26 protein-coding genes and 1 pseudogene are annotated in these 26,436 nt (G+C 70.8%); 19 read left to right on the top strand and 8 right to left on the bottom strand.

The features are described 5' to 3' along the window. Positions 1–62 precede the first annotated feature (62 nt). The 5 genes from EIL87_RS00110 (at position 63) to EIL87_RS00130 (ending at position 3,637) form a co-directional block, all read left to right on the top strand. The gene (locus tag EIL87_RS00110) at positions 63–263 is read left to right on the top strand and encodes a hypothetical protein (protein ID WP_125088052.1); all 201 of its coding nucleotides are present in this window, start codon (positions 63–65) and stop codon (positions 261–263) included. Between the two features lie 100 nt (positions 264–363). Continuing rightward, the gene (locus EIL87_RS00115) at positions 364–753 is read left to right on the top strand and encodes a cold-shock protein (protein WP_125088053.1); all 390 of its coding nucleotides are present in this window, start codon (positions 364–366) and stop codon (positions 751–753) included. Between the two features lie 161 nt (positions 754–914). After that, complete coding sequence (locus EIL87_RS00120) at positions 915–1,943, top strand: NAD(P)-dependent alcohol dehydrogenase (protein ID WP_125088054.1); 1,029 nt, start codon at positions 915–917, stop codon at positions 1,941–1,943. Positions 1,944–1,958: 15 nt separating this feature from the next. Then, positions 1,959–2,963 carry an amidohydrolase family protein gene (locus EIL87_RS00125; protein ID WP_125088055.1) on the top strand — a complete coding sequence of 335 codons (1,005 nt, stop codon included), beginning with the start codon at positions 1,959–1,961 and terminating at the stop codon, positions 2,961–2,963. Continuing rightward, the gene (locus EIL87_RS00130) at positions 2,960–3,637 is read left to right on the top strand and encodes an iron-sulfur cluster assembly protein (protein ID WP_125088056.1); all 678 of its coding nucleotides are present in this window, start codon (positions 2,960–2,962) and stop codon (positions 3,635–3,637) included. The genes EIL87_RS00125 and EIL87_RS00130 overlap by 4 nt, the downstream gene beginning before the upstream one ends. Before the next feature lie 1,387 nt (positions 3,638–5,024). Here EIL87_RS00130 and ligD read toward each other — a convergent pair. Continuing rightward, entirely contained in the window at positions 5,025–6,587 is a 1,563-nt protein-coding gene (gene ligD / locus EIL87_RS00135; RefSeq protein ID WP_125088057.1) for a non-homologous end-joining DNA ligase LigD, read from the bottom strand. Between the two features lie 121 nt (positions 6,588–6,708). Here ligD and EIL87_RS00140 point away from each other — a divergent pair, with 121 nt between their 5' ends. Together EIL87_RS00140 and EIL87_RS00145 are read left to right on the top strand one after the other, a co-directional pair. Further along, positions 6,709–7,230, top strand: a complete 522-nt coding sequence (locus EIL87_RS00140) for a VOC family protein (RefSeq protein ID WP_125088058.1) — start codon at positions 6,709–6,711, stop codon at positions 7,228–7,230. Positions 7,231–7,268: 38 nt separating this feature from the next. Further along, positions 7,269–8,021 (top strand): lipoate--protein ligase family protein, encoded by a 753-nt coding sequence (locus tag EIL87_RS00145; RefSeq protein ID WP_125088059.1) that lies wholly within the window; start codon positions 7,269–7,271, stop codon positions 8,019–8,021. Here the strand turns inward: EIL87_RS00145 and EIL87_RS00150 are convergent. From EIL87_RS00150 to EIL87_RS00160, 3 genes are read right to left on the bottom strand one after another with little or no spacing between them, the layout of a single operon-like run. Further along, complete coding sequence (locus EIL87_RS00150) at positions 8,011–8,649, bottom strand: anti-sigma factor family protein (protein ID WP_125088060.1); 639 nt, start codon at positions 8,647–8,649, stop codon at positions 8,011–8,013. The two genes, EIL87_RS00145 and EIL87_RS00150, sit on opposite strands and share 11 nt — an antisense overlap. Then, positions 8,646–9,131 carry a sigma-70 family RNA polymerase sigma factor gene (locus EIL87_RS00155; protein ID WP_233575955.1) on the bottom strand — a complete coding sequence of 162 codons (486 nt, stop codon included), beginning with the start codon at positions 9,129–9,131 and terminating at the stop codon, positions 8,646–8,648. The genes EIL87_RS00150 and EIL87_RS00155 overlap by 4 nt, the downstream gene beginning before the upstream one ends. Before the next feature lie 23 nt (positions 9,132–9,154). Continuing rightward, positions 9,155–9,529 (bottom strand): hypothetical protein, encoded by a 375-nt coding sequence (locus EIL87_RS00160; RefSeq protein ID WP_125088062.1) that lies wholly within the window; start codon positions 9,527–9,529, stop codon positions 9,155–9,157. Between the two features lie 119 nt (positions 9,530–9,648). Between EIL87_RS00160 and EIL87_RS00165 the strand changes: the two genes are divergently transcribed. The 12 genes and pseudogenes from EIL87_RS00165 to EIL87_RS00220 all read left to right on the top strand — a co-directional run bounded on the left by EIL87_RS00165 (position 9,649) and on the right by EIL87_RS00220 (position 22,816). After that, positions 9,649–10,074: a Rieske (2Fe-2S) protein gene (locus tag EIL87_RS00165; RefSeq protein WP_125088063.1), complete on the top strand. Its 426-nt coding sequence runs from the start codon at positions 9,649–9,651 to the stop codon at positions 10,072–10,074. Between the two features lie 175 nt (positions 10,075–10,249). After that, the gene (locus EIL87_RS00170; protein ID WP_125088064.1) at positions 10,250–10,450 is read left to right on the top strand and encodes a heavy-metal-associated domain-containing protein; all 201 of its coding nucleotides are present in this window, start codon (positions 10,250–10,252) and stop codon (positions 10,448–10,450) included. Positions 10,451–10,469: 19 nt separating this feature from the next. Next, on the top strand, positions 10,470–12,698 hold the full coding sequence (locus EIL87_RS00175) for a heavy metal translocating P-type ATPase (protein WP_125088065.1): 2,229 nt from the start codon (positions 10,470–10,472) through the stop codon (positions 12,696–12,698). Positions 12,699–12,801: 103 nt separating this feature from the next. Further along, the gene (locus EIL87_RS00180) at positions 12,802–13,038 is read left to right on the top strand and encodes a hypothetical protein (protein WP_233575879.1); all 237 of its coding nucleotides are present in this window, start codon (positions 12,802–12,804) and stop codon (positions 13,036–13,038) included. Positions 13,039–13,164: 126 nt separating this feature from the next. Continuing rightward, positions 13,165–13,584: a CBS domain-containing protein gene (locus EIL87_RS00185; protein ID WP_125088066.1), complete on the top strand. Its 420-nt coding sequence runs from the start codon at positions 13,165–13,167 to the stop codon at positions 13,582–13,584. Between the two features lies 1 nt (position 13,585). Continuing rightward, positions 13,586–14,242, top strand: a complete 657-nt coding sequence (locus EIL87_RS00190) for a response regulator (RefSeq protein WP_125088067.1) — start codon at positions 13,586–13,588, stop codon at positions 14,240–14,242. 93 nt (positions 14,243–14,335) lie between these two features. Beyond that, positions 14,336–17,545 (top strand): annotated as a pseudogene (locus tag EIL87_RS00195) (HAMP domain-containing protein); the annotation flags it as partial. A gap of 153 nt (positions 17,546–17,698) precedes the next feature. Next, a complete protein-coding gene (locus EIL87_RS00200) occupies positions 17,699–18,895 on the top strand; it encodes a four-carbon acid sugar kinase family protein (protein ID WP_125088068.1) in 1,197 nt (398 codons plus the stop codon). Next, positions 18,892–19,884: a 4-hydroxythreonine-4-phosphate dehydrogenase PdxA gene (gene pdxA, locus EIL87_RS00205; protein ID WP_233575883.1), complete on the top strand. Its 993-nt coding sequence runs from the start codon at positions 18,892–18,894 to the stop codon at positions 19,882–19,884. The genes EIL87_RS00200 and pdxA overlap by 4 nt, the downstream gene beginning before the upstream one ends. Positions 19,885–19,907: 23 nt before the next feature. Continuing rightward, the gene (locus tag EIL87_RS00210) at positions 19,908–20,690 is read left to right on the top strand and encodes a DeoR/GlpR family DNA-binding transcription regulator (protein ID WP_125088069.1); all 783 of its coding nucleotides are present in this window, start codon (positions 19,908–19,910) and stop codon (positions 20,688–20,690) included. Positions 20,691–20,773: 83 nt separating this feature from the next. Then, the gene (locus tag EIL87_RS00215; protein ID WP_125088070.1) at positions 20,774–21,892 is read left to right on the top strand and encodes an MFS transporter; all 1,119 of its coding nucleotides are present in this window, start codon (positions 20,774–20,776) and stop codon (positions 21,890–21,892) included. Between the two features lie 135 nt (positions 21,893–22,027). Beyond that, positions 22,028–22,816 carry an endonuclease I family protein gene (locus tag EIL87_RS00220; protein ID WP_125088071.1) on the top strand — a complete coding sequence of 263 codons (789 nt, stop codon included), beginning with the start codon at positions 22,028–22,030 and terminating at the stop codon, positions 22,814–22,816. Positions 22,817–23,216: 400 nt separating this feature from the next. Here the strand turns inward: EIL87_RS00220 and EIL87_RS00225 are convergent, their stop codons facing one another. The 4 genes from EIL87_RS00225 to EIL87_RS00240 all read right to left on the bottom strand — a co-directional run bounded on the left by EIL87_RS00225 (position 23,217) and on the right by EIL87_RS00240 (position 26,264). Next, positions 23,217–23,633 carry a nuclear transport factor 2 family protein gene (locus EIL87_RS00225; protein ID WP_125088072.1) on the bottom strand — a complete coding sequence of 139 codons (417 nt, stop codon included), beginning with the start codon at positions 23,631–23,633 and terminating at the stop codon, positions 23,217–23,219. Next, positions 23,630–24,172: a PadR family transcriptional regulator gene (locus tag EIL87_RS00230; protein WP_125088073.1), complete on the bottom strand. Its 543-nt coding sequence runs from the start codon at positions 24,170–24,172 to the stop codon at positions 23,630–23,632. Before EIL87_RS00230 ends, EIL87_RS00225 begins: the two co-directional genes overlap by 4 nt. 14 nt (positions 24,173–24,186) lie before the next feature. Continuing rightward, positions 24,187–25,161, bottom strand: coding sequence for an NAD(P)H-dependent flavin oxidoreductase (locus EIL87_RS00235; RefSeq protein ID WP_125088074.1), 975 nt, complete (start codon positions 25,159–25,161; stop codon positions 24,187–24,189). Positions 25,162–25,487: 326 nt separating this feature from the next. Then, complete coding sequence (locus EIL87_RS00240) at positions 25,488–26,264, bottom strand: SDR family NAD(P)-dependent oxidoreductase (protein WP_125088075.1); 777 nt, start codon at positions 26,262–26,264, stop codon at positions 25,488–25,490. Positions 26,265–26,436: the final 172 nt, after the last annotated feature.

Here is a 26,436-nt window from a genome sequence, read left to right on the forward strand (position 1 = left end):
CGAAGAACGCGAACAACCGTGAGGATTTGAGCGCAGTGTTCATGCGGAAGGGTGGCAACAGGATGGATGAGGAGACCCGCGACCGGCTTGCGGAGATCCGCTCGCTGGCGGAGGAGCTGCACCCGGAGACCATCGAGGCCGAGATCGGCCGCGCCCGGGTGGAGGCCTACCAGGCGGGGATCAAGTTCGCCGCGGACTTCATCGAGCACGGCCCCATGGAGCGCAGCCAGCCCAACGCCGACATCCCGATGCCACGGCGCTGACCACCGGTTCTCCGCCGGAGTCGTTGGCCCGGTCGCCGGGGCCCGAGGTACAGTGCTTGGCTTGCGGCCGCGGGTACGGGGTGAAGGCGGGGTGCGGTGGATGGTCACCGGCAAGGTCATCAGGTTCGACGAGGTGCGCGGGTACGGCTTCGTGGCGCCGGACGTCGGTGGTGAGGACGTCTTCATCCACGTCAACGACCTGACCTTCGACAAGCGGCTGGTCGCCCCGGGTGTGGTGGTCGAGTTCGACCTGGAGGACAGCGACCGCGGCCCCAAGGCCTCCCGCGTCCAGATGCTCCGGCAGTCCGCGACCGCGGACGAGCAGCCCCCGGGTGAGGAGCTCTTCGGCGTCCTCTCGGCCAAGGAGTTCCACGAGACCGTCACCGAAGCGCTGCTGACCTCCGCGCCCAGCATGACCGCCGAGCAGATCCTGCAGGTCCGCCAGAAGCTCACCCAGATCGCCGTGCGCCACGGCTGGGTCGACGCCTGAACCTCGTGCGCCGCACTCCCGTCGGTCGGGTGCGAGGTGCCTCCCGGTGAGCGACGACGCCCTCGGCACGGGACCGGACCAGTCTCCCAACGGGCGGTCATGGCCGCTTCGGCGCAACCTGGGGGACGGACCCGTCCTGGTCGAGCCGGAGGTGGTCGGCGGTGCGAGCGGTGCGAGTGCACGAGTACGAGCAGAAGCCGGTCCTCGAAGAGGTCCCGGACCCGGTGGTCACCGGCCCCCTGGACGTGCTGGTCGAGATCGACGCGGCCGGGGTGTGCCGCACCGACCTGCACATCGTCGAAGGCCAGTGGCAGGACAAGAGCGGCGTGCAGCTGCCCTACGTCATCGGCCACGAGAACGCCGGAACGGTGCGTGAGGTCGGTCCCGCGGTCTCCGGCACCGCACCCGGTGACCGCGTCATCCTGCACCCGCTGGTGACCTGCGGGCTCTGCCTGGCCTGCCGCTCGGGCGACGACGTGCACTGCGAGAACTCCACCTTCCCCGGCATCAACACCGACGGCGGCATGGCCGAGCTGATGCTCACCAACGCCCGTTCCGTGGTGCGCTTGGACGAGGGCCTGGAGCCGGCCGACGTCGCCGCACTCGCCGACGCCGGGCTGACCGCCTACCACGCGGTGCGCAAGGCCGTCCCGCTGCTGCCCGCCGGGACGCACGTGGTGCTCATCGGCGCCGGCGGGCTCGGCCACATCGGGCTGCAGTCGTTGCTGGCCATGACGCCCGCCGAGATCACCGTCATCGACCGCTCGCAGCGGGCGCTGGACCTCGCCGCGGAACTCGGCGCGCACCACACCGTGCTCGCCGACAGGTCCCAAGTGGACAGCGCACTGGACATCACCGGTGGCCGGGGCGCGCACGTCGTGCTCGACTTCGTCGGTGAAGGCGGCACCGAGTCAGAGGGCGTGGCGATGACCAGGGACGCGGGCTCGTACTTCGTCATCGGTTACGGCGGGCACGTCGACATCCCGACCATCGACGTGATTTCCCGCGAGATCAACGTGATCGGCAACCTCGTCGGCTCCTACACCGACCTGGTCGAGCTGATGGCGCTCACCGCGCAGGGCAAGGTCTCGCTGCGCACCCGCAGGTACTCGCTGGACGAGGCGCTCGACGCGCTCGCCGACCTCGACGCGGGCCGCATCCCAGGCGGCCGGGCGATCCTCGTGCCCTAGGAAAGGAAGCCCGTCATGTACGTCAACGGCGACGAGCAGTACTTCATCGTGGACGGTCACATCCACTTCTGGGACGGCACGCCCGCCAACCAGGCCAACCGGTACGGCACCGGTTTCCTCAACTGCTTCTACGACTACCACTCGAACCTCAGCCCGGACGAGGCCAAGTGGACGCTGGAGCACTTCCAGTCGCAGGGCGAGGAGGACGTCCTGCACGACCTGTTCGAGGTCGGCTACGTCGACAAGGCCATCTTCCAGCCCACGTACCTGACGGACTTCTTCGTCAACGGCTTCAACACGACCGAGCGGGACGGGGCGCTCGCCGAGAAGTACCCGGACCGCTTCATCGTCAACGGCAGCTGGGACCCGCGGGACGAGGAGGAGGGCCTGGTCGCGCTGGAGCGTGCGGCGGAGCGCTGGAACCTGCGCGGCGTCAAGCTCTACACCGCCGAGTGGAAGGGCGACTCCAAGGGCTGGAAGCTGTCCGACCCGTGGTCCTACCGGTACCTGGAGAAGTGCCAGGAGCTGGGGATCCGCAACATCCACGTGCACAAAGGCCCCACGATCTACCCGCTCAACCGGGACGCCTTCGACGTCGCCGACGTCGACGACGCGGCCACCGCGTTCCCGGACCTGAACTTCATCGTCGAGCACTGCGGCCTGCCGCGACTGGAGGACTTCTGCTGGATCGCCACCCAGGAACCCAACGTCTACGGCGGTCTGGCGGTGGCGATGCCGTTCATCCACTCCCGCCCGCGCTACTTCGCCCGGATCATCGGCGAGCTGCTGTACTGGCTGGACGAGAACCGGCTGACCTTCGCCAGCGACTACGCGATCTGGACTCCGAAGTGGCTGATCGAGAAGTTCGTGGACTTCCAGATCCCGGAGGACATGCAGGACGAGTACGGCGTGCTGACCCCCGAGATCAAGCGCAAGGTGCTGGGCCTGAACCTCGCGCACCTCTACGACATCGAGGTGCCGGTGCAGATCCCGGCCGCGCGGGAGGCGGTGGCCCGATGACCGCGCCCTCCACTGTGGACGTCAACGCGGTGGAGCGGGCCCTGGGCCAGGTGGTCGATCCGGAGCTGGACCGGCCGATCACCGAGCTGGGGTTCGTGGCCCGCTGCGAGGTCGACGCCGACCGGGTGGAGGTCGACCTGAGGTTGCCGACCTACTTCTGCGCGCCGAACTTCGCCTACCTGATGGTCTCCGACGCCCACGACGCGCTCACCGCGCTGCGCGGGGTCGGCAGCGTCGTCGTCCGGCTCCTCGACCACTTCGCGTCCGAGGAGATCAACGCCGGCGTCGCGGCGGGGGAGGGTTTCGACGCGGCGTTCCCCGGGTTGTCCGCCGGTGAGCTCGACGACCTCCGCGCGGTGTTCCTGCGCAAGGCCCACGCGGCCGAGCAGGAACGCCTGGCGGCCGCACTGCTGAAGACCGGCCGGACCCACGGGGAACTGACGGCCCTCACGCTCGACGACGTGCCGGACACGGCGGCCCTGCGCCGGCACCGCCGCCGCCTGGGGTTCCGCCACGACGGTGCAGCACCCCTCCTGCTGGACGACACCGGCGAACCGCTCACCCCGGAGGACCTCCCGGCCCGCCTGCGGATCGCCCGCACCACCCGCTACAGCATCGAAGCGAACGCAAGCTGGTGCCAAGGCCTGCTCACCACCCGCTACCCAGAGCCCTAGGTGTTCGTGGTTGCTCTGCTGGGCGGTGCGGGTGGCAGGACCTGAGCGGCTCCGTGGATCCGTGCGCCGCTCCGTGAGCATTGCTGCGGCGTCCCGGCGTACTCGCCACGAAGCCCCTCAGAACCTGCGGTGGTGCGGGTTGGGTCCCGCGTCTGAAGCGGCTGCCGCCGGGGCCGTCTGGATCTTGCGGTGGTGCGGGTTGGGTCCCGCATCTGGTGAAGCGGCTGCTGTCGAGGCCGTCTGGCTCTTGCGGTGGTGCGGGTTGGGTCCCGCATCTGGTGAAGCGGCTGCTGTCGAGGCCGTCTGGCTCTTGCGGTGGTGCGGGTTGGGTCCCGCATCTGGAGAAGCGGCTGCCGCCGGGGCCGTCTGGCTCCTGTGGTGGTGCGAGTTTGAGTCCGCATGTGGAGCAGCAGAGGCTCCCGCGAGCCGCTTGCTCTTCGTGGTGGTGCGGGTTGAGTCCCACGCTTGGAGAAGCGGCGGCTGCCGCGGGCCGCCTGGGTCTTGCGGCGGTGCGAGTTGAGTGCTGGGCCTGGGGAGGCGGCTGTCGCCGCGATCCTCGTTGGTTGGTCGCTTGTTTCGCGGTAGTTGCCCGGCAGCAGAGTCTGGGTCGAGTTGTTGATGCTGATGATTGCTTCAGTGTCGAGTGAAATTGATGCTCTTCGGGTGTCGATCAGCTCGGGCCGGGGGGAGGGGGTCGGCTCCGGAGGGCTGCTGGGTGCGCGTTCTCGCTCGTCGTGCTTCGGCTGGTTCTGCTGGGGTCGAGCGTCGGTGTCCACTTCGGTGTGTGCCGCGCGTGCGGAACTGTCCACTGAGGTCGTTGGTCGGGCACGTCGCCTCTACCGGGAAGGGCGTTCGTCGAACGACTCTGAGTTACTCTGCCCACGCCGACCTGCTGCGGTGACGTGCCACCTGTGCACGGGTTCTGGGGTCGCAGCCGTGCGGTGGGCTCCGTCCTGGACGGAGTACGCGATGCAACTCCCGCCCTTCCGCGTCTTCACGTGGGTCATCCTCGCCATCAACGCGCTGTTGCTCGTCTGGGTCATCGGAGGAACCGCCACTCGGCCCGATCCACCGATCCGGCGTCGAACGTCGGTACGGCCCCCGGGGTCGGCGTCCTATCGCCCTGTGGGTGGCCGTCGATGTCATCCTCGGGATCCTGTGGCTGGTCACCAAGCCGAAGACCCGTGATTGCCCGGTCTGCGGTGGGACGGGCAAGGGTGCTCAGGTGGAGTGCCGGAGCTGCGGGCACGACTTCGCGCAGGCTGCGCGGTTCGCGCAAAGGGGCGGGGACACACTCCGAACCTCGCGTGAAACACAGGGCGGAGCCGGCGACGCTGTCCGGCCGGGGCCGACAGCGGCTTCAGCGCTCATCCGCTCCGGACCGCGGTCAGATGCTGGGGAGGGGCTGGCGGTGGTGGAGGAGCTCGGCGAAGGGGTCGCCGGTGGTGGCGACGCGGTCCAGGACCGTGCGGATCGTCCAGCGGTCCGGGGTGAGGTCCGGGTCGTCGAGCTCGTCCCATTCGAGCGGGACCGACACCGGGGCGCCAGGGCGGGGGCGGGCGCTGTAGGGGGCGACGAGGGTCTTGTTGAGGACGTTCTGCGTGTAGTCGAGCCGTGCCAAGCCCTTCCGCTCGGACTTCGACCACGCCCAGCTGATCAGTTCCGGGACCGTGTTGCCGACGGCGCGGGAGACCTTCTCCACCCACGACCGGGTCTCGGCGTAGGTGTAGCGCGGTTCGACCGGCACCCAGATCTGGACGCCGCGCTGCCCGGTGACCTTCGGTTTCGCCACCACGCCCATGTGCTCCATCGCGGCCCGGTGCAGCCGCGCCAGCGTCAGCACGTCGTCGAAGGTGGTCTTCTCGCCCGGGTCGATGTCGAACAAGGCCCAGCTGGGGTGCTCCACGTCGTCGATCGGGGAGGTCCACGGGTGCAGCTCGAGCGCCGCGTAGTTGGCCAGCCAGGCCAGGGCGGCGGGGGTGTCCGGGACGATGTAGCGCTGCACGTCGTCGGGGTCGGCGCCGGGGTACTCCCAGGTGCTCAGCCAGTCGGGCGCGTGGCTCGGCGCCTCCTTGTGCCAGAAGCCGGAGGACTCCACGCCGTTGGGGAAGCGGTGGCTGTTCAACGCCCGCCCGGCCAGGTACGGCAGCATCACCGGCGCGATCCGCGCGTGGTAGGCGACGAGCTCCCGCTTGGTGATCGGTTCTTCGCCGCCGCGGCCGGGGAAGAGGACCTTGTCCAGGTTGGTGAGCGAGATCTTCCGGCCCTGCAGGTGCCAGGTGCCCTTGTTCCCGAGCCGTTCGAGCTCGGCGAGTTCCTCGTCGGTCGGAGGTTCCCAGCTCGGGCGCAGCCGGACCTCCGCGCGGTCGGCGGGCAGGTCGCTGCGCCACTCCGCCTCGGGATCGGCGGCGACCTCCTCGTTGGTGCGGCCGCTCTTGACCGACTTCGGGTGCTGCTCGGGATCCCAGCCGTCCTCGGCGTGCTCGTCGCGCTTGTGCAGCAGCAGCCACTGCTCCTCCCCGCGCCGCACCAGCACGAAGTGCCCGCGGAGCTTCTCGCCGTGCAGCTCGAAGTGCAGGGTGCCGGCCTCCAGCGCGGCGGCCGGGTCGTCCTCGCCGGGCGTCCAGGTGCCGCGGTCCCACACGATCACGTCCCCGCCGCCGTACTCGCCGGCCGGGATGGTGCCTTCGAAGTCGGCGTACTCCAGCGGGTGGTCCTCGACCTGGACGGCCATCCGGCGCACCGACGGGTCGAGCGTCGGGCCCTTGGGCACCGCCCAGCTCAGCAGCGCGCCGTCGAACTCCAGGCGGAGGTCGTAGTGCCTGCGGCGGGCGCGGTGGCGTTGCACGACGAACCGGTCGCCGGTGCCGGTGGCGCTGCCGCCGCGCGGCTCGGCGGTGCGCTCGAAGTCGCGCTTCTTCCGGTAGGTCGCGAGCCGACCGTCGTTCATCGTGTCAGCGTGCCACGCCAGGGCGCGGGGCACATCGCTGTCGCGGGCCGGTCGCCGACTTTCGACTGATCGTCGAACGGCGGGATGGCCTAGGATCCGTGGTGGAGGGAAGGAGTCGGCCATGCCGCAGCCGCGAGGAGCAGAGCTCGAAGCCGTGCGGGCTCGCCGCGCCGAGCTCCGCGAGCGGTACCTCGAGCCGAGCGCGCAGCGTCCGGACCCCACGGTCAAGGGCTTCCACCACGTCGCGCTGATCTGCCGGGACGTCGAGGAGACCATCCGCTTCTACCAGGAGCTGCTGGGGTTCCCGCTGGTCGAGCTGGTGGAGAACCGCGACTACGCGGGCTCCAGCCACTTCTTCTTCGACGTCGGCAACCGGAACCTGCTGGGGTTCTTCGACTTCCCCGGCCACGACCACCCGCCGTTCCAGGAGACCATCGGAGCCGTTCAGCACATCGCGCTGTCCACGGACGCCGAGAACTTCGCGGCCGCCCGCAAGCGCCTCGACGAGGCGGGGGTGGAGTACCTCGGCCCGGACCGGGGAGTCGAGGACAGCCTCTACATCCGCGACCCCAACGGGGTCGGCCTGGAGTTCTACCGCGAGGAACTGGCCGTGTTCGAGGGCGCTCCGCTGCTGGACGACTGACCGCCGGGCGGGACGTTCGCGCTGCGTAGACTGCCGTCGTGGAGTTGTTGCGCGGGGCGTTGGGCGTGGGCGGAGATCAAGCGTGGGAGGTCGCCACCGCGCACGCGATGTTGCGGCGGATCAGTGCGGGCGAGAGCGGGCCGGTGCTGCGGGTCTACCGCCCGGAGGCCCGGGTGGTGGCGTTCGGCCGGAGGGACAGCCTGCTGCCCGGCTTCCCGGAGGCCGTCGCGGTGGCGCGGGACGCCGGCTTCACCCCGGTCCTGCGGGCGCCGGGCGGGCGGGCCGTGGCCTACACCGAGAACTCGCTGGTCGTCGACCACGCCGGGCCCGATCCGGGCCGGTTGGCGGGGTTGGAGGAGCGGTTCGTCGGCTACGCGGAGCTGTGGTCCGACGTGCTCGCCGCCCACGGGGTCGCCGCCCTGGTCGGGGCCGTGCCAGGGGAGTACTGCCCCGGAGCGCACAGCGTCAACGCGCGGGGCCGGGTGAAGCTCGTCGGCACCGCGCAGCGGATGGTGCGGGGCGCGTGGCTGTTCAGCGCGGTCGCGATCCTCGACGACGCCGCGGTGCTGCGCCCGGTGCTCACCGAGGTCTACCGCGCGTTGGAGCTGCCCTTCGACGAGGACTCGGTCGGGTCGATCGCCGAGGAGGCGCCGGGCCGGTCGCTGGAGGGCTTCGAGGAGGCGCTGGTCGCCGCCTACGACGCCCGTTCCGGCCTCACGCCGAGCGCCCTGCCGGAGGAGCTGCTCACGCGTGCCAAGGGGCTGGTCGAGGACCACCGCGTCACCGCGTGACCGGCAGCGTCAGCAGTGCTGGGCCGTTGGGCGTGCGCAGCTCCAGCGAGCGGATGTCGTCGCGGTGCACCGGAGTGGTCACCTTGAGCACCGCGGTGTCGTCGGGCATCGCGAACCACCGCGCCAGCACGTCCCTGGTGCCGTCCCGGCGCACCACCACCAGCACGTAGTCGCCGCCCTTGCGGCCGGCGTACTCGCAGTCCACGTCAACCCGGGTGCCGGTGGGCACGTCGCTGAGGTGGACGCTGGCGGCGACCGGGTAGGCGCCCAGCGCGGTCATCTCGGTACCTGGTCCGGAGTCGGTGAGCCGGGTGGACAGCACCAGCGCGGCGCAGGCGGCCAGGGCCACCACGCAGGCGGCGACCGCCCCGGCGAGATGGCGCCTCCTGCGTCGACGCACCTCGGCGACCAGCTGCGGAATCTGGTCGTGCGGGTCCGGGTCGGCGTCCAGCTGCGCGGGGTCGGCGTGGGCGAGCAGTCCGGGCAGCCCGGCGAGCTGGGCGACCGCGGCGGCGCAGGAATCGCAGTCGGTGAGGTGCTGCTCGTAGGCGGTGCGGTCCTCCCGGGACAGCGCCCCGAGGACGTAGGCGGCGTCGAAGTGCGCGTACGGGTCCGGTTGCCGGTTCACCGCGTGACCCCCCTCTCCTCCAGTGCCAGGCGGAGGGCGCGCAGCGCGTAGTGCGTCCGCGACTTGACCGTCCCCTCCGGCACGCCGAGGCGTGCGGCGGCGTCGGCGACCGACAGCCCCTGGTAGTAGCACAGCGCCAGGACTTCGCGGTGCCGGGCGCTGAGCTCGGCCAGCGCGTCGGCGACCAGCCAGCTCTGCACGGCGCGGTCGGTGCCGTCCTCGTCGACCCGCTCCGGCGGGGCGTCGGTCATGACCTCCGCGCGGGAGGTGCCGGAACGCCACTCGTCGATGGCGATGCGCCGCGCGACCGTGAGCAGCCAGGACCGGGCGGAGCGCGCGGACTGGTCGAGGACCTTGGGGTGGCGCCAGGCGCGCAGCATCGTCTCCTGCACGACGTCCTCGGCGCGGGCCCGGTCGCCGCCGGTCAGCTCCAGGGCGTAGGACCGCAGCGCCGGGGCGTGCTGGTCGTGCAGGACGCGCATCAGCCGCGCCTCGATCTCGTCGGTCACGGCACCGCCCGGCTGCGGTGCCTGGTGAGCAGCAGCGCGGTGCCGAACACGACGCAGCCGATCTCGGTGATCACGCCCCAGACCTCCTCGCTGGTGGCGAACTGCTCCTGGACGCCGAAGAACCCGACGGTCAGCGACATCGCGTAGGCGGCGAGGGTCGCCAGGCCGAAGGCGATGGCGGCGAGCGCGGGCAGCGGCGAGCGCCACAGGGCCACCGCGATCGCGATGGCGACGCCGGCGACGACGTTGACCAGGAACGCCGGACCGACGACGGGTGTGTCCCGGGCCCAGTCCAGCCACACCACCCAGTGCACCCATGCCGAGCCGAGCAGGCTCAGCGCCACCAGTGCTCGCAGTGTCCCTTCGACCATCGCCGCGCTCCTACCGCCGCCGGTGTGCGTCGTACGCCGGAGAACACGCGGATCGGGTCGATCTGGTTCAACGGTGGAGCGGGTTGAACCGAACCGGCCGCTGCTGCGTGTTCGACCGCATGACTGATGAGATGCGCTCCCGTCGTTCCGTGCTCGCCGCCGGCGGCGCCGTCGCCGGTGCCGCGGCCCTGTCCGCCTGCGGTGCCGAGGCGCCGGAACCGCCTGTGCAGCAGCCCACGCCCCCGTCCCCGGGTCAGCCGATGACCTCGTTGGCCGCGGTGCCGGTGGGCGGGGCGATCCCGGTGCGGACCCCGGACGGCAGGCAGGCCATAGTGGCCAGGCCTGCTGAATCCACCGCCGTGGCGTTCGACGGCGCGTGCACGCACCAGGGGTGCCCGGTCAAGCCCGAGGGGGCGGAGCTGAAGTGCCCGTGCCACGGCTCGGTCTTCGACGCGCTGTCGGGTTCGGTGAAGAAGGGGCCGGCCGACCGCCCGCTGACCCCGATCCCGGTGCGGGTCGAAGGCGGCGAGGTCGTCACCGGCTGAGCCCCAGTGGCGCTGGGGGCGAGGCTCCCGGCGCCAGTGCTGGTCGCCCTACCCCGCAGGGGTAGGGCGCTGATGGGTGTGTCGTGCTTGCACGGGTACCCCCTAGGGGTATAGTTTCGTGGTGCCGGAGGGTGGAGCTCCGGCTTCGGGACTGAACCGCGAGAGGGATGGCCACATGGGCGAGACGACCTACCAGGTGAACGGGATGACCTGCCAGCACTGCGTGGCGTCGGTGACCGAGGAGGTCGGTGCGCTCGACGGCGTGACCGACGTGAAGGTCGACCTGCCCAGCGGCGCGGTCACCGTCGTCGGCAGCGCGGAGGAGTCCGCGGTGCGCGCGGCCGTCGAAGAGGCCGGCTACGAGCTGGCCTCCTGAGGCCGCGGGAGGAACCGGCATGACCACCGTCGAGCGCTCCGCTGGCCGGACCGTCGAGCTGGCGATCACCGGCATGACCTGCGCCTCGTGCGCCCACCGCGTCGAGCGCAAGCTCAACAAGGTCGAGGGCGTCTCGGCCAGCGTCAACTACGCCACGGAGAAAGCCCAGGTCACCGCGCCGGACACGCTCGACCCGCAGCGCCTGGTCGAGGTGGTCGAGGCCGCCGGTTACGGCGCGACGCTGCCCAGCGCCGAGCCCGAGGAGGCCGAGCCCGCCGATGCGCTGCGGCAGCGGCTGCTGGGCTCGCTGGCCCTGTCGGTGCCGGTCGTGGTGCTGGCGATGGTGCCGGTCACGCAGTTCACCTACTGGCAGTGGATCTCGCTGGTGCTCGCCGCTCCCGTGGTGGCCTGGGGCGGCTGGCCGCTGCACCGCGCGGCGTGGCTGAACCTGCGCCACGGCGCAGCGACCATGGACACGCTGGTGTCGATGGGCACCCTGGCTGCCTTCCTCTGGTCGCTGTACGCGCTGCTGTTCGGCACCGCCGGCATGCCCGGCATGACCCACCCGTTCACGCTCACCATCGAACGCGGCGACGCGACCGGCTCGATCTACCTGGAGGTCGCTGCCGCGGTGACCACCTTCGTGCTGGCAGGGCGCTACTTCGAGGCCCGTGCCAAGCGCCGTGCCGGGGCCGCGCTGCGCGCTCTGCTCGAGCTCGGGGCCAAGGACGTCGCGGTGCTGCGCGGCGGTGCGGAAGTCCGGGTGCCGACCTCGCAGCTGGCGGTCGGGGACCGGTTCGTCGTGCGCCCCGGCGAGAAGATCGCCACCGACGGCGTCGTCGAGGACGGTGGCTCGGCCGTGGACGCCTCGATGCTCACCGGCGAGTCCGTGCCGGTTGAGGTCGGTCCCGGCGATCCCGTCGTGGGCGCCACGGTCAACGTCGGCGGGCGGCTGGTCGTGCGCGCCACGCAGGTCGGCTCCGACACCCAGCTGGCGCAGATGGCGCGGATGGTGGAGGAGGCCCAGACCGGCAAGGCGCAGGTGCAGCGGCTGGCCGACCGGATCTCGGCGGTGTTCGTGCCGATCGTCATCGGTCTGGCGCTGCTGACCCTGCTGGGCTGGCTGCTGGCCGGAGAGCCGGTGACCGCGGCGTTCACCGCGGCCGTGGCAGTGCTGATCATCGCCTGCCCGTGCGCGATGGGGCTGGCCACGCCGACCGCGCTGCTGGTGGGCACCGGACGTGGCGCGCAGCTGGGCGTGCTCATCAAGGGACCGCAGGCCCTGGAGTCGACCCGCAGCGTCGACACCGTCGTGCTGGACAAGACCGGCACGGTCACCACGGGCCGGATGCAGCTGCTCGACGTGCGCACCGCCGAGGGCACCGAGCGCGCCGGGGCGCTCCGCGTGGCCGGAGCCGTGGAGAACGCCTCCGAGCACCCCATCGCCCGTGCCATCACCGCGGGCGCGCGGCAGGAGGTCGGCGAACTCCCGGAGGTCGTCGACTTCGCGAACCTGGAAGGGCTCGGCGTGCAGGGCGTCGTCGAGGGGCGCGCGGTGCTGGCCGGCCGCGCGGCTCTGCTCCAGCAGTGGGACCTGCACCTCGACGGTCCGCTCTCCGAGGCCAAGGCGGCGGCCGAGGCCGAAGGCGGGACCGCCGTCGTGCTGGCTTGGGACGGTGCCGTGCGGGCGGTGCTGGTCGTGGCGGATGCGGTGAAACCCGGCTCACAGCAGGCGATCTCGCAGCTGCGCGCGCTCGGTCTGACGCCGGTGCTGCTCACCGGCGACAACGCGGCGGTGGCCGACGCCGTCGCCGCGCAGGTCGGCATCGACGAGGTCATCGCCGAGGTGCTGCCCGCCGAGAAGGTCGAGGCGGTGAAGCGCCTGCAGCGCGACGGCAAGGTGGTGGCGATGGTCGGTGACGGCGTCAACGACGCCGCAGCGCTGGCGCAGGCCGACCTCGGTCTGTCGATGGGCACCGGCACTGACATCGCCATCGAGGCGGGCGATCTGACCTTGGTGCGCGGTGACCTGCGCGCCGCGGTCGACGCGATCCGCTTGTCCCGGCGGACGCTGACCACCATCCGCGGCAACATGTTTTGGGCGCTGGCCTACAACGTGGCGGCACTGCCGCTGGCGGCGGCCGGGTTGCTCAACCCGATGATCGCCGGCGCCGCGATGGCGTTCAGCTCGCTGTTCGTCGTCGGCAACAGCCTCCGGCTGCGCCGGTTCCGCACCAGCGTCGCTTAGTCGCGGCCCCTCGGGGACAACGCAGGTGACGCCCCATCCGCTCTGGCGAGCGGGTGGGGCGTTCGCACGTGCCGGAGTTGACCCGCTGGGGTGCAATGGAAGCATGGCGGAATTCAGCGCAGCGACCCTGCAGCCGGGGCAGACCGAGTCCAACGACCAGGGCGAGCGGATCGGCAAGTCGGCCGGTGGACGGCTGGTGCAGATGCGACGCCGGAGGGCCGAGCGCGGCTTCGTGGTGACGGTGGACGCCGAACCGCGCCCGGACGTGCCCGCCGAGGTGGTCACGCACGAGTGGGCGGCCGCCAACAAGGCGTTCGACCGGCTGATGCGGGAGTACTGAGCCAGGCCTGGGAGCTCCGCATCGCTGCAGGGCAACGGGAGGACAGCCGCAGCTCGCGAGGGTTTCGGCCTCGACAGCCCCGGGTAGTGCCGGGGCGTCCCGGAAGTTCGCGAGGAAGGTCCGATCATGACCACAGCGCGCGACATCATGCATCCCGGTGCTCAATGCGTCGGGGAGGACGAATCACTCCAGAAGGCAGCGCAGATGATGCGCGATCTCGACGTCGGGTCGCTGCCGATCTGCGGCAAGGACGACCGGCTGCACGGGATCCTCACCGATCGCGACATCGTCGTGCGGTGTTGCGCGGACGGACGCGACCTGTCACAGGTCAAAGCAGGCGAAATGGCGCAAGGCACGCCACACTGGATCGACGCGCAGTCGGACGTCGACCAGGTGTTGAACATGATGGAGCAGCACAAGATCCGGCGGGTGCCGGTCATCGCCGACCACCGACTGGTGGGCATGATCAGCGAAGCCGACTTGGCCCAGCACCTCAACGACGACCAACTGGCGCACTTCGTGGAGACCATCTGCGCCGGGAAGTGAGATGACAACACGGGTGTTCGTGGTCGACGACCACGACGTGATCAGGCGCGGCATCGCCGCGCTGGTCGATGCCGAGAGCGACCTGGAACTGGTCGGGGAAGCGGGCAGCGTGGCCGAAGCGCTGGCCTGGGTCCCGAGGAAGAACCCGCAGGTGGCCGTGCTGGACGTGCGGTTGCCTGACGGCAACGGCGTGGAGCTGTGCCGGGAGTTGCGCTCGCAGCTGCCGGAGCTCCGCTGCCTGATGCTGACCTCGTTCGACGACCACGAGGCGTTGATGGACGCGATCATGGCCGGCGCCAGCGGGTTCGTCCTCAAGGGTGTCGTCAGCGAAGAGCTGGTGAGCGCGCTGCGCACGGTCGGTGCGGGCAAGTCGCTCTTGAGCCCGCAGCGCACCGAGGCGATGCTGAACTGGCTGCGCAAGGAGCAGGAGAAGGCCGATCCGCTCCGCGAGCTCACCGCCCGCGAGCGGCAGGTGCTGGAGCTGATCGGCGAAGGCATGACCAACCGCGAGATCGCCGACCGGATGGTGCTCGCGGAGAAGACCATCAAGAACTACGTGTCGCAGATGCTGGCGAAGCTCGCGATGCGGCATCGCAGCGAGGCGGCGGTGCTGGCCACCGAGCTGCGGCTGGACCGCGATTCCCGCAACAAGCGCTGAGCGGGGAGGCCGTTCATGTCACTACCGCCGGACCGGGATGACGCCGAGCAAGTCCTGGCCAGGCTGCTGCCGGCTCTCCGGGAGTTGCGCGACGGCAACTTCCGGCGCCGTCTCGTGGTGACCGGGGACGGGCCGGCGGGGGAGGCCGCCGCGATCTACAACGAGGTGGCCGAGCGCAACCAGCGCCTGGCCGGCGAACTGCAGCGGGTGGGGGAGTCGGTGGCGCGCGGCCAGCTGCCCGTCGCCCCGGTCTCGCTCGACGGCCCGGTCGAGGGCGGGTGGGCGTTGGCGGCGGACTCGGTGAACTTCATGGCCGCCAACCTCACCAGCCAGGTCCGCGACATCGCCGAGGTCGCCAAGGCCGTGGCCGCGGGCGACCTGACGCAGAAGATCGACGTCGACGCCCAGGGCGAGATCCTGCAGCTGAAGAACACCATCAACACGATGGTCGACCAGCTCTCGGCGTTCGCCGCGGAGGTCACGCGGGTGGCCCGGGAAGTCGGCACCGAGGGCAAGCTCGGCGGCCAGGCGCGGGTGTACGGCGTGGCGGGGATCTGGAAGGACCTCACCGACAACGTCAACATCATGGCCGACAACCTGACCAACCAGGTGCGCAGCATCGCCCAGGTGACCACGGCCGTCGCCCAGGGCGACCTGTCGAAGAAGATCGACGTCAACGCCCGCGGCGAGATCCTCGAGCTCAAGACCACGATCAACACGATGGTCGACCAGCTCTCGGCGTTCGCCGCGGAGGTCACGCGGGTGGCCCGCGAGGTCGGCACCGAGGGCAAGCTGGGCGGGCAGGCCGAGGTCGCCGACGTCTCGGGCACCTGGCGGCGGCTCACCGAGAGCGTCAACAACCTCGCCGGCAACCTCACCACCCAGGTCCGGGCCATCGCCCAGGTCGCCACCGCCGTCACCGAGGGCGACCTGACCAGGCAGATCACCGTGGACGCCTCGGGGGAGGTCGCCGAGCTCAAGGACAACATCAACGCGATGATCAGCAACTTGAAGGAGACCACCCGGGCCAACCGGGAGCAGGACTGGCTCAAGACCAACCTGGCCCGGATCTCCGCGTTGATGCAGGGGCAGCACGACCTCGACGCCCTCGCGCAGCTGATCATGTCCGAGCTCGCACCGCTGGTCTCGGCCCACCACGGGGCGTTCTTCCTGACCCGCGCCGACGAGGACGGCCACCGGTACCTGGAGCACGTCGCCGGCTACGGCCGCCCGCCCGCGCGGGAGGGGCGTCCGCTGCGGTTCGACTTCGGTGAGTCGCTGGTGGGGCAGGTGGCCGTGGACCGCAAGACGATCCTGGTCGAGGACGCGCCCCCGGACTACATCCGGATCAGCTCCGGTCTGGGCGAGACCGCCCCGATCAACGTCGCGATCGTGCCGGTGCTGTTCGAAGGCGAGGTGCTGGGCGTCATCGAACTCGCCGGGATCCACCGGTTCACCTCGGTGCACCTGGACCTGCTGGACCGGCTCAAGGAGTCCATCGGCGTCGAGGTCAACACCATCGTGGTCAACACCCGCACCGAGGCGCTGCTGGGCGAGTCCCAGCACCTGGCCAGCGAGCTGCAAGCGCGCTCCGAGCAGCTGCAGCAGCAGCAGGACGAGCTCCAGCGCTCCAACACCGAGCTGGAGGAGAAGGCGGCGCTGCTGGCCAGCCGGAACAAGGACATCGAGCTCAAGAACATCGAGATCGAGCAGGCGCGGCAGGAGCTCGAGGAGCGCGCCCGCCAGCTCGCCGAGGCCTCGGCCTACAAGTCCGAGTTCCTGGCCAACATGTCCCACGAGCTGCGCACACCGCTCAACAGCGTGCTGATCCTGGCCAAGCTGCTGGCCGACAACATGGACGGCAACCTCACCCCGCAGCAGGTGGACCTGGCCCGCACCGTGCACCAAGCGGGCTCGGACCTGCTGCAGCTGATCAACGACGTGCTCGACCTGTCCAAAGTGGAGGCAGGACAGATGCACCTGTTGCCCGAGGACGTCGAGATCGGCGAGCTGGCCCGCAGCCTCGAGGCGATGTACCGGCCGGTGGCGGCCGAGAAGGGCCTCGAGTTCAAGGTCGTCGTGGCGCCGTCGTTGCCGCCGAGCGTGCACACCGACCGCAGCAGGCTCGAGCAGATCGTGCGCAACCTGCTGTCCAACGCGGTCAAGTTCACCGACCGCGGCAACGTCGAACTGCGGATCCGCCCCGCGCAGCCCACCGAGGTCAACTCCGGCGCGCTGCGTCGAGCCCGCCAGCGCGTGGTGTTCTCCGTCCGCGACACCGGCATCGGCATCCCGGCGGACAAGCTGTCGCTGATCTTCGAGGCCTTCCAGCAGGTCGACGGCACCACGGTGCGCAAGTACGGCGGAACCGGGCTGGGCCTGTCGATCAGCCGGGAGCTGACCACGCTGCTGGGCGGCGAACTGCAGGTGCGCAGCGAACCCGGCCAGGGCAGCACCTTCAGCCTCTACCTGCCGGTCGAGCAGGTCGCCGAGGGGGCGGGCGGCTCCGAATCCCCCGAGACCGACGGAGCGCGGCAGGAGACCGGGCCGTCCGTGGAGGTGCCGGAGGCGCCGGAACCGTCGGCGGAGGCGACGCAGGAGGGACCCGAGCCCGACACCGTCCAGGCCCTGGAGGAACCGGCGAGCGCCGAGGTCGACGAGGAACCCGCACCGCCGGTGCGCGGCTACGAGGAACCTGCACCGCCCGCGCACGGGTACGAGGAGCCCCCGCCGGCCGCCGCCGTGGAAGCGCCGCCGCGACCGCGCACGCCCACCGAGGCCGAGACGAGCCTGGACGTCTCCGCCGAAGGCATCGACCCGCCGCTGCGCTCCACCGAGCTGATGAACCGCGACACCCAGCCGCACCTGCACCGCTCGGGCCAGCCCGCACAACGTGGCTCGCTGCAGTTCAACAACGAGAAAGTGCTGGTCGTCGACGACGACGAGCGCAGCGTGCAAGCCATGCGGGTGCTGCTGGAGCAGCACGGCCTGCAGGTCGTGCAGGCCGACAACGCGCTGTCCGCGCTCAAGGAGCTGCGCAAGCACACGGACATCGTGATCGTGCTGATGGACGTGATGATGCCGCAGATGGACGGCAACGAGGCCATCCGCTTGATCCGCGAGATGCCCCGCTACCGGGACCTGACGATCATCGCCGTCACGGCCAAGGCCATGAAGGGTGACCGCGAGCTGAGCCTCGCCGCGGGCGCCACCGATTACCTGACCAAACCGGTGGACGCCGACCGGCTGTTCGACCTGCTCTCCGAACACCTCCCCGCCGGGATGACCAGCGAAGCCGAGTGAGGTCTGCGCTCGCCGGGACCGCGCGCAGCTCGTTGCGCGGTGTGCACTAGCTGAAAGGGACTATTGCGCGATTCGCGCAGCGATCTCTATGGTTAGACCAACCCGACGGGGGGTGCTCGTTGGGTGTTTCGGCGAGCAGAAGAGCAGGTGATCATGGGATCGCGAGTCCTGGTCGTGGCCGATGACCTCAGCGGTGCCGGTGATTCCGGAGTCCCCTTCGCACTGCGCGAAATGCGCACTCTGCTGGCGTTGGACGACACCGGCGACGCCGAGGTGTTCGTGGCCGACACCGACAGCAGGCACATCGAACCCGATCTCGCCGCCAAGCGCGTGCACGAAGCACTGGACGGGCACGCGCAAGGCCGCGTCGTTTTCAAGAAGATCGACTCCACGCTGCGCGGCAACGTCGCCTCCGAGGTCGGAGCGATCGTCGAGCACGCCGACGGGGCGGGGGTGCTGCTGTGCCCGGCCTCGCCGGCCACCGGCCGCACCGTCCTCGGTGGAGTCGTGCACATCAACGGAATTCCGCTGCACCACACCGGTTTGTGGAAGGCCGAACCCGGCGAGGCGCCGAAGGACATCGCCTCCGCCCTGGAGGGTCTGAAGGTCCGCCACGTCGCGCTGGCCTCGGTGCGCGGCAGGCCCGCGCAGCTGCGCGAGCGGGTCGCGCAGCTGCTCACCGAAGCCGACGTGGTGATCTGCGACGCGGTGTCGGAGAGCGACCTGCGCGCGGTGGTCACCGCCGGCTCGGCGGCCGCCAGCCAGCCGCACTGGGTCGGCGCGGCCGGACTGGCCGACGCGCTGGCCGAACTGCTGCGCCCCGGCTACGACATCGAACCTCCGCCGCCGGTGGACGGGCCGGTGCTGGCCGTGGTCGGCAGCGCCAACTGCGCTTCCCGCCAGCAGGCCGACTACCTCTCCGAACGCTTCGGGCACACCCGGCGCCTGGCCGCGCGCACCCTCGTCGAGGCCGAACCGACCTCGTTGGCGCGCACCGCCGAGCAGATCCACGACGCGTTGTGCGCAGGGGACGTGCTGGTCACCGTGGAAGGGCCGGTCGAGGCCGGGTTCTCCCGCGAGCTCACCGACGCGTTGGCCGAGGTGTGCGCCCCCGCCGCCGAGAAGGCAGGACTGCTGGTGCTCACCGGCGGTGAAACCGCCCGAGCCGTGCTGGGCAGGCGGGGCGTGAGCGGCCTGCGACTGCTCAACGAACTGGAACCCGGCGTGGTGCTGGGCCGCACCATCGAGAAGGAACCCGGTTACGTCATCACCAAGGCCGGTGCGTTCGGTGCGCCGGACACCCTGCACCGGGCGGTGTCCGCGGTGCGCTGCGGAAGGGCTGTCGCGTGACCTCACCTGCCATCGCCGTCACGATGGGCGACGCCGCCGGCGTCGGCCCGGAGGTGGTCGTGCGCGCGCTCGCCGAGCCCGCACTGCGGGGGCTCGCCCGCCCGGTGGTGATCGGCGACGCCGCCCGGCTGACCCGGGCCGTCGAGATATGCGGCCTCGACCTGCGCGTCAAACCCATCGCCTCGCCCGCCGAGGCGAGCGGTGATCCGGGCGTGCTGGAGGTCATCGACGTCGGTGGCGTCCCACCGGACCTGCCCTTCGGCGAACTGTCCGAAGTGGCTGGTGAAGCGGCCTACCGGTACGTGGCCGAGGCCGCGGAGCTGGCGATGGCAGGGCAGGTGCAGGCGATCTGCACCGCGCCGCTGAACAAGGCGGCGCTGCACGCCGCCGGTCACCGCTACCCCGGGCACACCGAACTGCTCGCCGAGCTGTGCGGTGTGCCGGAGGTGTCGATGATGCTGTCCACCGGCTCGGTGCGGGTCATCCACGTGACCACCCACATCGGACTGCTCGACGCGATCGAGCGGATCGAGCCCGGGCTGGTGGAGCGGACGGTGCGCCGCGGTCACACGACCCTGGTCGACGCCGGGATCGAGGCCCCGCGCATCGCGGTGTGCGGCATCAACCCGCACGCGGGCGAGAACGGCCTGTTCGGCTACGGCGAAGAGGAGGCCAAGATCGAGCCGGCCTTGGCCGCCTGCCGCGCCGACGGCATCGACGCGCGCGGTCCGCTGCCGGCCGACACGGTGTTCTTCCGCGCCGGGCGAGGCGATTTCGACCTCGTGGTGGCGATGTACCACGACCAGGGGCACGGGCCCGTGAAGGTCCTCGGCTTGGAGGCCGGGGTCAACATCACCGTGGGGTTGCCGGTCATCCGGACCTCGGTGGACCACGGCACGGCTTTCGACATCGCCGGCACCGGCCGGGCCGAGGCGGGCAGCATGCTGGAAGCGCTGCGCCAGGCCGCGGCACTGGCCGGACGGCCTTGATCCGGTTCTGGGAGGATCACGGCGTGAGCGCGGAAGTCGAAGAACGCCTCTCGGCGGGGCAGCGCCGGGCGTTGATAGAGCGGTTGGTGACCGAGCAGGGCGCGGTCCAGGTCGAGGAGCTCGCGGCGTCGCTGGCGGTCACGCCCTCGACGATCCGGCGAGACCTGCAACTGCTGACCGACCAGGGCAAGCTCGCCCGCACCTACGGCGGGGCGATGCCCGCGACCAGCGCTGAGCCCTCCCTGGGCCAGCGCACCGCGCTGGCCTCGGCGGAGAAGGACCGCATCGCCGAATGGGCCGCCGGGCAGGTCTCCGCCGGTGACACGGTCATCTTGGACGCGGGCACCACGACCGGGAAGCTGGCCCACCACCTGCGCGACCGCGGCGGGCTGACGGTGATCACCAACAGCGTGATGGCGCTGACCGAGCTGGTCGACGCCGACCCGGTGCAGGTCGTGTCGCTGGCCGGCGAGCTGCGGCACATCAGCCAGGGCTTCGTCGGCCCGCTGGCGGAACTGACCTTGTCGCGGCTCACCGCGGACAAGGCGTTCCTCGGCGCCGACGGACTGGACTCCCGGCACGGCATCTGCGAGGCCAGCCTGCTGCAGACCCGGCTGAAGGAGCAGATGATCGCCCAGTCGCGCGAGGTCTACATCCTCGCCGACAGCAGCAAGCTCGGCGCGATGCCCTTCAACGCCTGGGCGCCGCTGCCGGCCCGCTGGACCCTCGTCACCGACACCAACGCCGGCGAGAAGGAGCTCGCCCCGTTCCGCTGCCTGCCCGAGGTCACGATCATCACGGTTTGACCGGGTGGAGGTGCTGCCACCTCGGGCGCTCGCCGCGGTGATACCGTTCGCCCTGCTCACGAGTGGTGCGGGGAGGGGGCGCGATGAACCCCCGGATCGCGTTGTACGTCGGAGGGCTGCTCGGGCCCTTCGGCGCCGGGATCGTGGCGGCGATGCTGCCCGAACTGGCGGCGGACTACCAGGTCACCCCGGGCCTGGCCGCGACCTCCACCACCACCTACCTGCTGCCGTTCGCGCTGGTCATGCTCGTTTCCGGCAACCTCGGTGAGCGGTGGGGCAGCACCCGCACGATCCGCGCCGCCTACATCGGCTACGCCGTCGTCGCCCTGCTGGGAGCCCTTGCCCCGTGGTTCTGGCTGTTCCAACTCACCCGAGCACTGCAAGGCGTCGCCAACGCCTTCACCACACCGCTGCTGCTGGCCAAGATCGCCGCGGGCGCCCCGCGGCAGCGGCTGGGTCGCGCGATGGGTGCTTACGGGGCGATGCAGGCCATCGGCCAGACCACCGCGCCCCTGGTCGGCGGGCTGGCCGCGGAAACCGCGTGGCAGCTCGCCTTCCTCGGCGTCGCCGTCGTCGCCGCTGCGCTGGCGGTCAGCCCGCTCCCGCCCGACACCGCCGCGCAGCGGCGCCCTCCGGCACTGCGCGACGCCTGGACGCCCGTGGTGCTGCTCAGCGGCGCCGTCGCCGCGATCGCCTGGATGTGCTCGGCCGGGCTGCCCTTCCTGGTCGCCTTCCGCCTCGACGACGCCTTCGCGCTCAGCCCCGGTGCGCGCGGGCTGGCGCTGACCGCCTACGGCATCGCCGGCGCGCTCGCCGCCCGTCTGACCGGTAGCGCCGTCGACCGCTTCGGCGTGCGCACCACGCTGATCACCGGGGTGCTGGTGAACGCGATCGCCGTCGCCGCGGTGGGAACCCTCGACCGGCTGCCCGTGGTCGTGCTCGCCTGGGCCGCGGCCGGGGTGTGCGGACAGCTGATCTTGGTCGCCGTGCACTCCACGGTGCTCGGCGGAACCGGCGGGGGTGGGGCCATCTCGGTGGTCACCGCCTGGCGGTTCCTCGGGATGTCGGCGGCCCCGGCGGTGTTCACCGGTCTCTACCACCAGGGCGCGGCGTTGGGCTTCGGCGTGGCGGGCCTGCTGCTGGCACTTCTGATTCCCGTTGTTTCCATTTGGTGGCCCCGGCCTCGACCGGCCACCGGCTGAGTCCTCGCAGCTCGCAGCGGGTTTCGAGTGCGCGGGTGACGGTTTCTCGCCACGCCCGTCACCGCTTCCGGCCCATCCCGCGGCGATCGATCGTGTGTCAGGCTGCCCCCGTCCCAACCACGGGGAGAGGGAGCCATGAAGATCACCCGCTGGAAGCCCGTCACGCTGTTATGCGGCGCGGTCCTGGTGGCCGCGCCGACCGCCGCGGTCGCGATGGCCTCGCCCGCGCACCCCACCGCCGAGGACTACTACCAGGACGCCCTCGGCAAGACCGGCCCCGAGCTGGAGGCTGCGCTGCACGGCATCATCAGCAACGGCGTCACGACCCTGGACTACGACGGCGTCTGGGACGCCCTCAAGGTCACCGACGAGGACCCGAACGACCCCGCCAACGTCGTCCTGCTCTACACCGGACGTTCGCAGGCCAAGGACACCAACGGCGGCGACGCCGACCAGTGGAACCGCGAGCACGTCTGGGCCAAGTCCCACGGCGACTTCGACACCGTCCCCGGCCCGGGCACCGACGTGCACCACCTGCGCCCCACCGACGTGTCGGTCAACGCCGACCGCGGCAACAAGGACTTCGACCTGGGCGGCACCGAGTCCGAGGAAGCCCCCGGCAACTTCACCGACGACGACTCCTGGGAGCCGCGCGACGAAGTCAAGGGCGACGTCGCCCGCATGATCTTCTACATGTCGGTGCGCTACGAGGGCACCGACGGCTTCGCCGACCTCGAGGTCAACGACCAGGTCGGCAACGGCAGCGCCCCGCACATCGGCAAGCTCTCAGTGCTCAAGCAGTGGCACGAGCAGGACCCGCCGGACGCTTTCGAGCAGCGCCGCAACGAGGTCATCTTCACCGACGTCCAGCACAACAGGAACCCGTTCATCGACCACCCGGAATGGGTCGAAGAGATCTGGTGACACGTCCCAGTCGCGGCGACTTGCGTGACGGTGCCGGTGGCGGAACCTGAGGCAGTGCTCCTGCTCCGGGCGGGCCGACTCCTGCATGCCGCACACACCACGTCGGCCGTCCTCGCAGGAGGACCACCTCAGAACCCGCGGCGGTGCCGGCTGAGTCCCACGCCTGGAGAAGCGGCTGCCGCCGCGTGCCGCCTGGAACCGTGAACGCCCCCGGAAGCCAAGTTCGAGACGGTGTGTCACGCTCCTCCAGGCCACTGCGCCGCGGGACGGTGTTCGCAGTTCTCGCGAAGTTCGACGGTGGAGCTTCCGCCTCGAACTTCGCGAGAACTGCGAACGGCCTCAGCAGCAGGCGTCGTCGTGGGTCTTGCCGGCGCGCTGCTGAGCAGTGCGTGGCCGGGCCTCAGCCGGAGAGGACTCCGTCGGCCACCAGGCCTGCGTAGATGGCTTCGCTGACGGCCTGGAGGGACGACATGGGCCGGATCATCACCGTGAAGGTGCTGATCCGATCACCGTCGTTCACGTGGATCAGGTCGATCCCTTCGACCTGCTTGCCGGACACGACGGTGCGGAAGTGCAGGACGTGCGCTTCGGCGTCGTCCCCGTCCGGGGTCTGGCCGCGGCCGGGGAAGTCACCGACGTAGCGGAAGTCCTCGAACGTCCGCTGCAGCACCTGGAACAGCGCGCGAACGGTGTCGATGCCCTCGAACGGCGTGAACTTCACCGGGCTGAAGAAGCGGATGTCGTCGGTGAACTCGGCCACGGCGGCGTCGAAGTCACCGGCCTCGATCGCTGAGCGGAAACGGTCTGCGGCGTTCATGGTGTTCCACCTAGGTCGTCGTCGAGTGCTCGGATCGTCTCCTCGCACCACTCCAGCAGCGCCTGCTCCGAGCGGATCCCGCCGCGCAGCACCAGGTGCTGGTGCAGCGCTTGACCGGACAGCTTCGCCGGGTCGGGGAAGTCGCGCCGCTCGATCTCGCGGTACAACGAGAGCCGTTGCAGGTGCAGGTCGCGTTGGCGGGCGAACTCGGCCCGCACCTGCGCGGCGTCGCCGAACGACGCGCCGCGCAGCTTGACGGTGAGGTCGTTGCGGGTCGCGGCGGGTTCGGAGATCCAGCGCTGCAACTCCTCCGCGCCGTCCGAGCTGACCCGGTAGACCTTCTTGTCCGGGCGCTTCTGCTGGGCCACCTGGTCGCAGTCGATCCAGCCGAGCTCGACCATGCGCTTGAGGCTGCGGTAGATCTGCTGGTGGCTGGCCGCCCAGAAGTACCCGATCGACTTGTCGAACCGCCGCGCCAGCTCGTAGCCCGAGCCCGCGCGCTCCCGCAGCGACACCAGGATCGCGTACTCCAGGGACAAGACCGGTCTTCCTCTCAGCCCGCGACGAGCTTCCCGAGGCGGTCGCGGACGAGCTCGCCGGCCTCGGTGACGATGCGGTCGACCAGCTCGGCCACGCTCGGGACGTCGTTGATCAACCCCTGGACCATACCGACGCTCCAGATGCCCAGCTCGGTGTCACCCTGCTCGTAGACCTGACGGCCGCGCGCCCCGGCCACCAGCTCGCGGACGTCGTCGAAACCGGCCCCGTCGTCGAGCTTGGTCACGACTTCGCGGCTGACGGAGTTGCTGGCCACCCGCGCGGTGTTGCGCAGCGGCCGGAAGATCAGCTCGGTGTCGCGCTCGCCGGCCTCGGTGATGCGCTTCTTGACCTCGTCGTGGATCGGCGACTCCTGGGTGCACATGAACCGGGTGCCCATGTTCACCCCGTCCGCGCCGAGCGCCAGGGCGGCGACCAGGCCGCGGGCGTCGGCGAACCCGCCGGAGGCGATGATCGGGATGTTCAGCTCGTCGGCGGCGCGGGGGATGAGCACCAGGCCGGGGATGTCGTCCTCGCCGGGGTGCCCGGCGCATTCGAAGCCGTCGATGCTGACCCCGTTGACGCCCAGCTGCTGCGCCTTGAGGGCGTGCCGGACGCTGGTGCACTTGTGCAGGACCTTGACCCCGGCGGGCTGGAACGCGGCGACCTGCTCGGCCGGGTTGGAACCGGCGGTCTCCACGATGGTGATGCCGGACTCGATGATCGCCTGCCGGTACTCGGCATAGGGCGGGGGAGTGATCGTCGGCAGGATCGTCAGGTTCACGCCGAAGGGCTTGTCGGTGAGCTCGCGGCAGCGCGCGATCTCCTTGACCAGGTCCTCGGGAGTGGGCTGGGTCAGCGCGGTGATCATGCCCAGCGCCCCGGCGTTGGCCACGGCGGCCACCAGCTCGGCCCGCCCGACCCACTGCATGCCGCCTTGCACGATGGGGTGCTCGACGCCGAACTCCTCGGTGAACCTGGTTCGCAGCACGTTGCTCACTGCCCTTCTCAACTCGAACCGCTCCGGGGGTCCGGACGCTACTATGCATCATGTTGCAATGCAACGAGTTGCATATGGAGCCGAGCAGGAGCCCCCGATCTCGACGGAGCATCGGGGTAGGCCTGCGACGATCGAGGTGGTCGCGTCGGGAGCGGCGCAGAGCCGCTCTTCCTCCAGGTGCGGGGACTCAGCTGGCACCGCTGCAGGTTCCGTTCCGAGCAGCTTCGCGGCCAGGACGTCGTGACGCCGCGTGTCGACATGCTCGAAGAGCGGACACGCGGCGCCGCTCAGGACCTCCCGCCGGGGACCTGAGCGGATCAGAAGTTCACGTATCCGCCGTCGACCGTGATGGCGTCCGCCGTGTGGTACGAGCTCGCCGGGCTGGCCAAGTAGACCGCCAGCGAACCGAAGTCGTCGGGCTCGCCCCAACGGCCGGCCGGCACCCGCGGCAGCACTTTGCGGTGGAACGCTTCCGAGTCCAGCATCGGATCCGCCAGCGGTGTGCTGACCCAGCCCGGCAGCACCGCGTTGGCGCGGATGCCGTGGCGCGCCAGCTCGATCGCGATGGACTTGATCATCGACACCAGCGCGCCCTTGCTCGCCGCGTAGGCCTGCCCGCGCGGCTGGCCCTGCCGGGCCGCCAGGCTCGACGTGCCCACGAGGCTGCCGCCCTCGCCCTGGGCCAGCATCTGGCGCGCCGCCGCCCGCAAGGTCAGGAACGCGCCGTCCAGGTCGACCCGGGTGACCCGCCGGAACTCGCTGAGGTCGGTCTCGACGAAACGGCTCCCCACCCCGCCGATCCCGGCGTTGGCGAAGCAGGAGTCCAGCCGCCCGAAGTGCTCGACCGTCTGCGCCATCGCGTCCTCGACCTGCTGCTCATCACCGACGTCGCAGCGCACCGCGAGGACCTTCCCGCCGTGCTCGTCCAGCTCACGTGCCGCGGTCTCGTTGCGCTCGCCGTTGGTGCCCCAGATGCACACCGACGCACCGGCCGCGGCCAGCGCGTCGGCCATCGCCAGGCCGATCCCGGAGTTGCCGCCGGTGACCAGCGCGACGTGCCCGGTCAGGTCGAAAGGATTGGGCTTCTCGCTCACGTGGGTGCTTCCTCCTAGGAAGGGGGTCGAGGACCGCTGCAGCGCAGCCGCGATCCAGCGACCTGCGCGGACAAGCGGGCGGGGCCGCCGTGTTCAGGTGTGGACGTTGTCGGTCCAGGTCTCAGCTCGCGCCGCCGCAGGCCCTGAGCCGCGGCAACACCCGTGCGAGAGG

Source organism: Saccharopolyspora rhizosphaerae (genome assembly GCF_003931915.1).
Classification (GTDB): Bacteria; Actinomycetota; Actinomycetes; order Mycobacteriales; family Pseudonocardiaceae; genus Saccharopolyspora; species Saccharopolyspora rhizosphaerae.